Here is a 12,011-nt window from a genome sequence, read left to right on the forward strand (position 1 = left end):
GTGCTACGACCTCGCACTGCCCCTGCGGCTCGCACTGCCCGTGTGGCTCACACTTATTTTATCAACCGAATCGCTAATACCGCTTCTACGGTTGTAAAGTAAAAAGAAGGCAATAAAATAAAGAGCATTTCGTATAAAGGCGAAGGACTTACAATTTTTACTAATGGAAGTGATAAAAGTACGATAGCTATAAAGCGCAGTACAAAACCTGCCATAAAAGCAAAAGCAGTGTGTGGTTTGCGCCTTTTGTTTACAATGAAGATAATACTAAATAAGAAGAAAGATAAACCACAGTGGAAGATAAGTAGGGTGTCTAATGAATAATACAAACTGATACCTTTTGTATTTACACAATAATCATACACCCAAAAGAGTCCTCCCCCTCCGGCAATAAGCAATAAAAAATATTTTACCAGCAAAAGTATGTTACTCCTCATCGCTCATCTGTTGGGCTTTCTTAATCACCGAATACATAGCTCCAAACACCCCAAAGAGCGAACATACCACTGTCCACAATGAGTACTTATTAGGAAATTTACCATCTAACCAAACACCAAAAAAGCTACAAACGGCTATAGTAATAGCCATTTGTAGCCCTATTTGTGAAAAGGTTATCCACTTATTTAAGTGGTTGTTTTTCGGCTGTAAGTGGTGCTTGTGGTTTTTCATTGATGGTAAAACTGTTTTTAGCCCCTTTCATCGAGCAAGAAACGTTAAATACCGCTCCTGGTTCTATAGAAAGCTTATCTACATACACTTCGCCTTCTACTACCGCAGTAGATTTTAAACTTAAAATGCTACTTACTTTTAGGGTACCCGTTATTTTACCTTCAATATCGGCGTTTTCGCAAATCACAGTGCCTTTTATCACACCGGTTCTGCCTACTACTAATTTTCCTGAAGTTTGGAAAGTCCCTTCCACTTCACCATCAATTCTAAAATCTGATTTTGAATTGATTTCTCCTTTGAATTTTGTCTCAGCAACAATACGGTTGCTACTTCCTGTTGGATTTTCTGCTGCCATAATAATCTTTTTATTATCTCTCTCTTTATTAAATATAGCCATTTGTATTTCTATTTAAAATACAGCCCCAAAAGTACAATAAATATTTTAAAACTACAATATTTTTTTCTAATTCTTTTTCTATTATTTTTTTAAAAGATTGTTTTTTAATTATTTAAGCTAATTACTTTCAAATAAAAAACTCTGGTAATTCTTAAAAATTACCAGAGTTTATCTGTTTTATACTTCTTTTTATATTAGTCCCTTTAATTAAGTGGGTTGGCAGTCCCATTACGTTGTTATAAGAGCCCTCAATAGCGGTAACCCCTATATGCCCAATCCATTCCTGAATGCCATAAGCCCCTGCCTTATCAAACGGCTCATACTTCCCGATATAATAGTTTATTTCGTCATCAGTAAGCTCTCTAAAAGTTACTTTAGTAATGCAGTGTTCCGTTCGCTGACTCTCATTGGTGGTAAAACATACCGAAGTGATAACCTCGTGAGTCTTCCCCGAGAGCGAACGTAACATCGCAAAGGCATCGGTAGCGTCTTTCGGTTTACCTAAAGCTTTACCTTCGTGCCACACGATAGTATCAGAGGTGAGAAGCACACAATTCGCAGGTATTTCACCAGCAAAGGGTGTAGCTTTCAGCTCAGCAAGGTAATCGGTGATTTGCTCCCGTTGCAAGTCGGTAGGGTAGGTTTCGTCTATCGGTTTGAGGTGTACCTCATAAGGAATGTCAAGCTCTTTCAGAAACTGTTGTCTGCGAGGAGATCCCGAGGCTAATATAATCTTTTTCATTATCGGTTAATAATAAAAGGAACTCCACTATAAGGCTTCATATATTCGTCTTCAAGACTCTTTTCAAGCATTTGCTTTTCCAGGTCACAACGATATACTTCCCTCTTTAGGTATTTTTCAATCATTAGTGAGGCTATTGGGGCAGCTACTCTTGCCCCGTAATACCCGTTTTCTACAAATACAGCAATAGCAATCTTAGGGTCTTCTATAGGAGCAAAAGCTACGAATATAGAGTGGTCAGTAAGTTGCATACGCTTGCCATTCACTTTTATAAAGTTCTCAGCCGTACCTGTTTTAGCAGCGATATTAATACCTTCAATCTGGGTACGGCGTGCTGTACCTTGCTCGTAAGCCATATTCATACCTCTAATCACAGGCTCAAAGTTCTTAGGGGCTATCGTAGTGTGTTTAGCAACGGTATACTCTTCAAAGGGAGTAACTTTATTATCTATTTTTTTTACAATATGAGGGGTATAGTAATAACCTCTATTAGCGATAGCAGCCATCACATTAGCAAGTTGTATAGGAGTGGTGAGCAGTTCTCCTTGCCCAATAGCGTTAGAGATATTCGTTGTGCCGTTCCAACGACCTTTGCCATATTGTTTGTCATACAAAGCTGTATTAGGTACTTTTCCTGCACGTCCCGTCGGTAAGTCAGCACCTAAAAAACCTCCTAACCCAAAACTCCGTACGTGAGCATTCCATTTGTCCATACCCACTGCCGAAGGGGTCTTCATATCAATAGCTCGCTTATAGGTATTTGCAAAATAAGAGTTACAAGAAAAAGCTATCCCGTGTAATAAGTCATTAGCACTGCGCCCGCAGTGGCAACGCATTATGCGTCCTCCAAATCGGTAGCCTCCTCCACAGCTGAATACACTACCTGGGGTAATCACACCTTCCTGTAAACCTATGAGTGCGTTTATTACTTTAAATGGCGACCCTGGAGGGTATTCTGCCAATAGTGTCCGGTCGTAAAGTGGTTTAGCAATCGAATCGTTGTAAAGGGTTGTATAGTTCTTTGAGCGTTCACGGCCTACAAGCAAAGCAGGGTCAAAGGTAGGTGCTGATACTAAAGCAAGAATCTCACCCGTTTTAGGCTCTATAGCTACTATTCCGCCGTGTTTGTGTTGCATCAACATTTCACCATAGGCCTGTAAAGCTATATCTATGGTCAGTTGTAATGGTTGCCCAGTAATAGGTAAGGTATCCATTGTACCGTTCTTATAGCGCTCAATAGCAGCATTGTGTTTGTCCTTTTGGAAGAATTGTACGCCTTTTTTACCTCGTAAGAATTCCTCGTATTGCTTTTCTACTCCACTACGCCCTATAAGTTCTCCCGCAAGGTAATAAGGGTTCTTTTTCAGTTCCCATTCGTTCACCTCGCTAATATACCCCAATACATTGCCCGCATTATGGGTGAGGTAGCTACGAAGCATACGCTTTTGTATGTAAAACCCTTGGAATTTGCGTAGTTTTTCTTGTAGTACTGCATAATCATCTTTAGAGAGTTGGTGAACGATTACCGAAGGTTTCTTGCGCGAATAATCCCTTGCTTTTATGAGTCGCTCTGTAAACTCTTCTTTACTGATTTCAAGTAGTCCACAAAGCTCTAAGGTATCCAGTGTTTTCACCTCGCTGGGTACAACCATCACGTCATAGGCAGGCTGATTTGACACCAATAGTTCTCCATTACGGTCGTAAATATATCCACGTTCGGGATAATCGTATACCGTCTCAATAGCAATGTTGTCAATTCCTGTATTTTCCTCGTGAAATATTACTTGTAAGAAGAATAACCGTACTAAGAACACCACTGCCACAAAAAGAATGATTATAGGCAACAGATATTTTCTCATTTCTTACTTCTACTAAACAAATAGATGAATAGCAAACAAACAATGATAGTGAAGATAGACGCTCCTACAATTTTTACTATTGTAAGAAACAAATGATTAAAATTAAAGACTTCCAAGAAATAGAATAGTGTGTGATGCACTATCACCATCAAGGTTGTATAGCTAAAAATTTTGGTAAACGGATATGCAAGCAAATCTAATTCTTGATACTCAAAATTCTTGCCAAACACAATTAGTAGTATCGGATTGCGCAAATAAGCTATGAGTACACTACTGGCAGTGTGCAACCCTCCTGTATTAGAGAATATGTCTATACACAACCCTATTAAGAAAGCCGATACTAATGAAGGTACTCGGTTTTCGCGATAGGGCAATAGCAGAATAAACACTATGTAAACCATCGGATTTACATAGCCCCAATACTCCACATTGTTGAAGATGAGTACCTGCAACAACACTAAGAATACAAATAAATATATATTTCTTACTACGGGGTGACTCATTTTGGGTTCTGTTTTTCTAAGTCAGAAACGGTTGCCCTATCTCTATCTTCAATAATATACACATATTCAAGGTTCGACATATCAGCAAATAGCTTTACATCAATGATGTAGGTATTATCCTTTTGGCTCTTTTCAAAATGAATGATTCTGCCAATCGGAATTCCTTTAGGGAATATGTTCGACATTCCCCCTGTTACAATGGTATCGCCATTCTGTATAGGGGCTATATTGGGTACTTCCAACAGTTGTACTTTATTCACCTCTTGGGTGTCCCAACGCAGTGAACCAAAGTGTTGCGTCCGCTTTACCATTGCATTGAGTGCCGACCTTGTATTCAGCACACTCTGTACAGTAGCAAATCGTCCCGAAGTGTTCTCTACTATCCCCACAACTCCTTGGGGTGAAAGCACTCCCATATCTTGCTTTACACCGTCTTTCGTACCTTTGTCAATAGTGAGGTAGTTGTTTTTTAAACGAAAACTATTCTTTATCACATTTGCTTTAAGCACCTTGTACTTCAGTGAATCGGTAGTAGGAAATGACACCGAATCTACAAGAGATATATTCCGGATTTGCTGTTCCATCTGTAACAGTTGCGAACGCAAAGCTCGGTTCTCCTCAGTAAGCACTTCGTTCTGACTGCGCAAACTAAAATACTGTGCCCAGTAGTCAGTAAAACTGTAAAACCTGCCCGACACTGCATTCGCTGAGTTTATGTAAGCACTCTGTGGGTAATAATTGCTGTTAAAAACCAAACCAATAGCGCATAAAAACAGTGCGAGGAAAACTAAAAAGTCCCTCGACCTGATAAAAAATTGAATGATTTGGTTCATATTTTACCTTTTACCTCTTATCCTCTTACTTAAGTAAAATGCTTCTGAATTTATGAATATTCTTTAAGGTAATACCCGTACCACGTACTACAGCGCGTAAAGGGTCTTCAGCTACGTACACAGGTAGGTCAGTTTTCATAGAAATACGTCTGTCTAACCCCCGAAGCATAGAACCTCCTCCTGCCATATAAATACCCGTATTGTAAATATCGGCAGCCAATTCTGGTGGTGTTTGCGAAAGCGTCTCCATAATTGCATCTTCTATGCGCAAAATCGACTTATCCAATGCTTTTACCATCTCACGGTACGATACCTGCACTTGTTTAGGCTTGCCAGTAAGCAAGTCACGACCTTGTACCATAATATCATCAGGTGGCATCTCCAAATCTTCGGTCGCTGCCCCTACAGTGATTTTAATGTTTTCAGCCGTACTTTCTCCTACATAGAGGTTGTGCTGCGTACGCATATAGTGTACAATATCCGAATTGAAGATATCCCCCGCAATTTTTACCGACTTGTCGCATACAATACCCCCTAAGGCTATCACCGCAATCTCGGTAGTCCCCCCACCTATGTCAATAATCATATTTCCCTTAGGTTGCATAATGTCAAGCCCAATACCAATAGCCGCTGCCATCGGTTCGTGTACAAGGTAAATATCCTTACCGTTCACACGTTCACACGACTCGCGTACCGCACGCGTTTCCACCTCGGTAATCCCCGAAGGAATGCACACTACCATACGTAATGAAGGCGAGAAAAAGCGCTTGCGCAATGCAGGAATACTCTTAATCAGCATTCCTATCATTTGCTCTGAGGCATCAAAATCAGCAATTACCCCGTCTTTCAACGGGCGAATAGTGGTGATGTTAGGGTGTGTTTTCCCTTGCATTAGCCGCGCTTCTCTACCTACAGCTATAATTCTCTTTGTCGTTCTATCCATTGCCACGATTGACGGACTGTCAATCACTACCCTGTCATTGTGAATAATCAGGGTGTTGGCTGTACCCAAGTCAATGGCTATTTCTTCTGTCAAGAAATCAAAAAAACCCATATTATTTTTCTTTCTATTATATATTTATCTTATAAATCAGTTATTTAAGTATTTTGTAGACACTATTTTTTGCGGGTGCAATGTTACGATTTTTTTTTGACCTACACAAATTTTCTTGCATTTTTATGATTTTTTTATGAGTTTTCCTCTTTTTTCTCACCGTCTCTCCTAACATACCTTCCTCTTAAACAACGACAAATCTACAGTGTTTGTAGCTTTTGCACCCTATATCCCCCTCTCTGAGGGTTGTCGGCAATTGCCGAGTAAGTGAGTCGGGGGGGAGGTTTATAATCAACAAATCAATTTATCCCTGATTAGCCTTATATATAAACCTAACAAACAATAGCTTTTTCGGATTGCCCTCCTTTGGGGGCACGGGGGCTCCACATAATCCAAGCTACTTATTACTAAAATCTAAAAATCATTGTATATTATATCTCACTTTTTCGTGTAATTCGTGTAATCCGTGCAAGAACTCTTAATAAAAAATGCTCACTTTATCAGTGAGCATTTTATAAACGTTAGTTATAACCTGTGTTCTGTTTCAGGTTTGTATTGGTTTGTATATCGTAAGCAGGAATAGGCCAAGTAAACATATAGTGGTTAGCTTCCTTGTTCAGCTCTTGATAGTCACTTGCGGGAGTTCTTTGCAAGTACGCTATATCTTGCGGGTCGTGCCGTCTCACAGGGTCTCCCCAACGTTTGAGGTCGTCTAAACGGAATCCCTCAAAGGCTAATTCCCTGAGGCGTTCTGTTTTAATAGCTGTAAACAGGGCATCGCCAGTGGCAGTTACATTGGCAAGCCCTCGTGCAGTACGCAAGCTGTTCAAATAGGTTCTTGCATTATTCTCATCACCGTTTTTATAAGCTGCTTCTGCTGCAATAAGGTACTGCTCTGCTATCCGAAATACTTTAGCTGCGTGCACGTAGTTAGTCACCCCTAAATACAAACCTTGTGGGTATTTGTTTACCAGCGTACTTGTAAAAGTACCCGTAGAGTATTCTACTTTCACGGTATTTAAATACACATTCTTTCTAAGGTCATTCGCTTCATATAAATCTACTACCCATTTTGAAGGTACATAGTTAGCTTTATAAGCTTTTTTGTCAGCTATATAGCCTAAATATATATCGTAATCATAAGCATAAGAAGCTTCATCAGTAGCCATAAACAATTGCAGAATGGATTCGTTTTTAGCATCTTTATGCCACATTGCTTCCAAATCAGCTTGGGTAGTAACCAAAGGATAACGATTGCTGTCTACCAACGTTTTCGCTGTCTCATAAGCACCTGCGTAATCTTGTTTGCTGAGTAGCACACGGGCTTTTAAGGCTTTTACTCCGTCAATAGTGAAAGTATTAGCACCAATCGACCCCGCTTTGTTGGCTAATAAAGTTTCTGCCTGACTGATATCCGATAGGATTTGACTGTACGTTTCCTCTATGGTAGCACGTCTCGGCAAAGCACTCGGGTCATAAGTGAGTACTAAAGGCAAGCCCAATTCGGCAACATTTTTGTTGCTATCGTCGTATTTAGCACAAAAGCGCTGTGCCAACGTAAAAAAGTGATAGGCTCTAAAAACGTAGGCTTCTCCTAAATATCGGTTGAGCGATTCACGCTCATCAGCCGATGTTGTCGGGATCGAAGGAAATTTCTCAATGCATAGGTTAATGCTGGCAAGTGCTTGAAATTGCTTTTGCCATAGGGTCGACGCGTCTTGATTTCCTGTCAAAATTTTCCACTGTTGTTCTTCTCCGTAAATATTACCATATTCAATACTCGCATTCAGCAAGTCCGATTGTGTTTCAGGTGCTGTGCGCTGATAATGATAAATGGTATCTCTCAGCTTTTTGTAAAAACCGTTGCTCCAGTACGACGCATTTTCAACGGTCTTAAAAGCGTTTTCAGTCGAAAGTTTGTTATAGGGGTCTTGGTCTAAATCCTCACAACTGGTAAGGGCTACTACAGCTGTAGCGACTAAAAGTATTTTGCTTATTATTTTCATCTCTTCTAAAATTTAAGTTCTACACCAAATGCGTATTGTTTTGTATTAGGGTTATTCCCTAAGGCAATATTATTGTCTATCTCAGGGTCTGGTCCTGTGTATTTTGTCCAAGTGAGTAAGTTTCTGCCCGATACGTAAAAACGCACATTGCTAAAGAAGCCTACTTGTTTAATCACTTCTTCAGGAAGCGCATACCCTAAGGTAACGTTTTTCAAACGAATAAACGAAGCGTCTTCCACTAAACGGCTGTCAAACTGAGTAAATTGTACGTCCTTTCTTGGGAAAGTCGTAACATCACCTGGGTTCTTCCAGTAATCAAACACGGCTCTATCTTGGTTAAAACCTGAAAATACGTTAGGATTTTGTGAAAAATAACGGTTATTGTTTATCAAATACTTCCCTTGCGAAAAACTAAAATCTACCTGCAAAGATACGGTTTTGTAGTTAGCTGAGAAACCAAAACCTCCATTAAAAGGAGCTTGGTAATTGTAGCCCGTATTTTGTGTTAAATCATCTACTGAAAATTTATCTGAAACATTTCCATCATCTTTATTCACTACCGAAACGTCTCTATTACCATTAGTATCTGAATAAGGCAAATACCACTGAGCTTCTCCATTCTGTGAATTTACCCCTTTAAAGATAGGATAAAAGAACTTACTCGGCTCACCTATTACGTAACCTATTCCTGTATTGGCTACATACCAATAGTGGCGACCTTGAAAAAGGTCTAACACCTTCTCTTGATTGTAGTTAAAACTGATATAAGGGCTCACATTGATGTTCTTCTCCTTATTCTTATACACATCTGCTGAAAGCGAAACGCCTATCCCTTGGTTTTGCAGTTTCCCTACATTTCTCTTTACATTTTCAAAGCCCGAAGTATAAGGCACAGGCACGTCCATTAGCATATCGGTAGTGATACGTCTGTACAATTCTACTCCCAAACTAAGTCTGTTAAAAAACTGAACGTCCAACCCTAAAGTGTATTTGGTTTGTTTTTCCCAAGTAAGCTCAGGGTTTCCCGCTATATCCACTTGCCACGCAGTACCGTTAGCATACTGTCCTGTTGAGCTCAAGGCTTGGTGAGTGTAGTTCCCTATATCCGAGTTCCCTGAAGTACCCGCACTGAACTTGATACTCAAATCGTTTACAGCAGTCGCGTTTTCTAAGAACTTTTCTTTTTTGAGTTTCCACATAGCTCCTGCTGCCCAAAAGTTACCGTATTTGTTATTAGGACTAAATCTGGAAGAACCGTCACGGCGCAATGAAAAGTCCAAAAAGTATTTACCGTCGTAATCGTACTCCAATCGCCCAAACACTGAGTTGATAGTATTCACTTCTTTGTTCTCTTTTACATCTTTATTCTTCGTAACGTGCGAGAGTAAAATAAGATCATCATCCACTAATCCTTCTCCTGAACCTGAAAAATTATATCCCTCATTCTTGAGAGTCTCTTGCCCCAATAACACTACAAAATTGTTTACCTTGTTAAACGAGAATTTGTACTCTAAGGTATTGGTAAGCGTTTTCTGTAAGTTTTTACTATATTGTCTGGTATTTCTCCCATTCTGAGGTTCAGCTATGTTAGAAGGTAATCTGTTAGCCACTAAAAGAGAATTTCTAAATTCTATCCCTGCTTGTGTCTTAAAAGTGAGATTTTTAATCGGAGTAATTTCTATAAACCCTGTCGGCAATATTTCAAAAGCTCCAAAATTATAAGGGTTCTTATCCGCTAAGTACTCGGGGTGATAGCGGTTAATCCCTGGTATCAAATCATATCTCTTGCCGTTTTCGTCTACAGGCGAGTAAAAAGGAGGAAGCATAAAGGCAAGTCCTCCATTTAAGGAGTTTGCATCATATGGATTTATCTGAATATCATAATATCCTAAGCTGGTATTAGCTCCTATTTTTAACCAATCGTTTACCTTAGTTTCAATATTGGTGCGAAAAGTATAGCGACTAAAGTTAGAGCGGTACATAGCTCCTTCTTGGTTGTACAACCCTCCCGAAACGTAATAGCGGGTTTTCTCATTGCCTCCTGCAAATGATAAATCAGCTTGTACAAGGGGGACATCTTCTTTATAAAACACTCTGTCCCAATGGGTGTCATAAGGATACTTTGCACGAAGGACATCCATTTCCGCTTGACTTCTGGTTTCTGTTTCTACCCAAAATCTGGAGAGCTCATCAGCCCTCATCATTCTGTCAAAAGCATCTCTGTTGGCAATGTTCGAAATACCGTATTGTGTGTTAAGAGTAATTTCGCCCTTAGTATTGTTTTTACCGCGTTTAGTAGTGATGTACACCACCCCATTAGAAGCGCGCGAACCGTAGATAGAAGTTGCCGAAGCGTCTTTCAATATCGAAATACTTTCAAAATCCGCTTGATTAAGGGCTCGTACCGCTTCTTTCGATACAGGAATTCCGTCTACTACAAACAAAGGTTCACTGCTCGAATTTCCTAAAGAGCCGACTCCGTGCAAACGTATAGACGATAATGCCGAAGGCTCCCCTGAAGAAGTATAAATTTGTAAGCCTGGCACTTTCCCTTGTAAGGCATCAGTTACGTTTCCTGAGGGGCGTTGTGCTATATCCTTGTTATCCACTCTTGCCACCTGTCCTACTGTAGTGCCCACTTTACGTCCTGAACCGTAGCCTACTACCACTACCTCGTCCAAGCCTTGGGCTTCTTCTTGTAAAACAACGTCTATTCGCGAAGAGTTACCCACTCGCACACTTTTAGTCTCCATTCCTACAAACGAAAACTCCAACGTTTGTCCGTGTGCAGCTCTAAGACGGTAGTTACCGTCAAAATCCGTTTGGGTACCTCTGGTTTCCCCTTTCACTACTACCGAAGCACCCATTAAGGGCTCTCCCGAAGCGTCTTTTACGCTCCCTGAGATTTCTCGCTCTTGTGCCAACGAGAAACCTTGCAACGCTATTGCCCATAGCAAAGCATACAAAAGTTTACTTAATCTCATCTTTTAATCTTTTTATTTCAATAACAGGGCGCAAAAGTACGTAAAAAATTTTAATCAAAACACATCAACCAGAAAAAAATTCTTTCGTTTGTATTTTACATAGAATGGAGATTTGTCTATATTTCTTGTGTTTTTTCCTTATAAATCACACTATTACAATACTTTAACAAACGAAAATACCTGCTTATATATAACCGTTATAAATTACAATATATTCATCACATCATTCTATCAACATCACCTTATCACCCCATCAACATCATCCCACTACTCCATCAACATCACCTCACCTACACTTTAGCGTCGCTACATTCCCCCTCTCCGAGGGGGCTAGGGGGAGGTTTCTACACATTTTTTCATTTTCAAATTTGCTAATTTTTCTCCCTCTCTCCAACTAATCTGATTTATCCGATTTATCCGACCCCCGTCCAACTCCTCTCTCCAACTAATCTACTAATTCTCTCATTTTCTAATTAACCCGCCCGTGCGGCTCGCACCCCGTCGTGCTACGACCTTTTTCTTTCGCCTCGAAACCCTATTTTTGGCATTATTGGCATTATTGTATTGTAGTATTAATCAATTATTTATATACCCTTTGTATAACAATCGTCCAAGATTCGTATAAGCTTCCTATAAGCTTTGTATAAGCTAACCATACCCATTTTACCTTTTACCTTTTATCTTTTATCTCAAAATCCTCTTCCGAACCTCTCCGTTTTCTTTCGAAATCACTGATATATCATTTTTAGCGGTATACACTTTGCTAAAGTTTCCAGCTGCCCGTGCGGCTCGCACTGCCTGCCGTGCTACGACCTCGCACCTCAGAAATTCCCGAAAAATCCAACTTATCCGAAAAAAAACTAAAATAAAATCAGATACAACGCTTTTCCATCACTACAGTTCCCCCTTTGGAGGGGGTAGGGGGGGAGGTTATCTTCCCTTTGGAGGTTATCCGCGATAGCGG

General features: G+C 40.0%; 10 protein-coding genes. All 10 read right to left on the minus strand.

What is annotated here, in order from left to right; all coding sequences use genetic code 11:
* Positions 1-53: 53 nt before the first annotated feature.
* The 10 genes from RCZ04_RS10525 to RCZ04_RS10570 all read right to left on the minus strand — a co-directional run bounded on the left by RCZ04_RS10525 (position 54) and on the right by RCZ04_RS10570 (position 11,047).
* Positions 54-437: a hypothetical protein gene (locus RCZ04_RS10525; RefSeq protein ID WP_460485996.1), complete on the minus strand. Its 384-nt coding sequence runs from the start codon at positions 435-437 to the stop codon at positions 54-56.
* Entirely contained in the window at positions 427-669 is a 243-nt protein-coding gene (locus tag RCZ04_RS10530; protein ID WP_460485997.1) for an AtpZ/AtpI family protein, read from the minus strand. The genes RCZ04_RS10525 and RCZ04_RS10530 overlap by 11 nt, the downstream gene beginning before the upstream one ends.
* Positions 620-1,066, minus strand: a complete 447-nt coding sequence (locus tag RCZ04_RS10535; protein WP_460485998.1) for a bactofilin family protein — start codon at positions 1,064-1,066, stop codon at positions 620-622. The genes RCZ04_RS10530 and RCZ04_RS10535 overlap by 50 nt, the downstream gene beginning before the upstream one ends.
* 151 nt (positions 1,067-1,217) lie before the next feature.
* Positions 1,218-1,808, minus strand: coding sequence for a Maf-like protein (locus RCZ04_RS10540; protein WP_460485999.1), 591 nt, complete (start codon positions 1,806-1,808; stop codon positions 1,218-1,220).
* Entirely contained in the window at positions 1,808-3,667 is a 1,860-nt protein-coding gene (gene mrdA, locus RCZ04_RS10545; protein ID WP_460486000.1) for a peptidoglycan D,D-transpeptidase FtsI family protein, read from the minus strand. Before mrdA ends, RCZ04_RS10540 begins: the two co-directional genes overlap by 1 nt.
* Positions 3,664-4,170, minus strand: coding sequence for a rod shape-determining protein MreD (locus tag RCZ04_RS10550; protein WP_460486001.1), 507 nt, complete (start codon positions 4,168-4,170; stop codon positions 3,664-3,666). Before RCZ04_RS10550 ends, mrdA begins: the two co-directional genes overlap by 4 nt.
* Complete coding sequence (mreC, locus tag RCZ04_RS10555) at positions 4,167-5,003, minus strand: rod shape-determining protein MreC (protein WP_460486002.1); 837 nt, start codon at positions 5,001-5,003, stop codon at positions 4,167-4,169. The genes RCZ04_RS10550 and mreC overlap by 4 nt, the downstream gene beginning before the upstream one ends.
* 25 nt (positions 5,004-5,028) lie before the next feature.
* Positions 5,029-6,057 carry a rod shape-determining protein gene (locus RCZ04_RS10560; RefSeq protein WP_460486003.1) on the minus strand — a complete coding sequence of 343 codons (1,029 nt, stop codon included), beginning with the start codon at positions 6,055-6,057 and terminating at the stop codon, positions 5,029-5,031.
* A gap of 521 nt (positions 6,058-6,578) precedes the next feature.
* Positions 6,579-8,063 (minus strand): RagB/SusD family nutrient uptake outer membrane protein, encoded by a 1,485-nt coding sequence (locus tag RCZ04_RS10565; RefSeq protein ID WP_460486004.1) that lies wholly within the window; start codon positions 8,061-8,063, stop codon positions 6,579-6,581.
* 5 nt (positions 8,064-8,068) lie between these two features.
* Positions 8,069-11,047: a SusC/RagA family TonB-linked outer membrane protein gene (locus RCZ04_RS10570; RefSeq protein ID WP_460486005.1), complete on the minus strand. Its 2,979-nt coding sequence runs from the start codon at positions 11,045-11,047 to the stop codon at positions 8,069-8,071.
* Positions 11,048-12,011 lie beyond the last annotated feature (964 nt).

It is taken from the genome of Capnocytophaga sp. HP1101, from assembly GCF_054772415.1.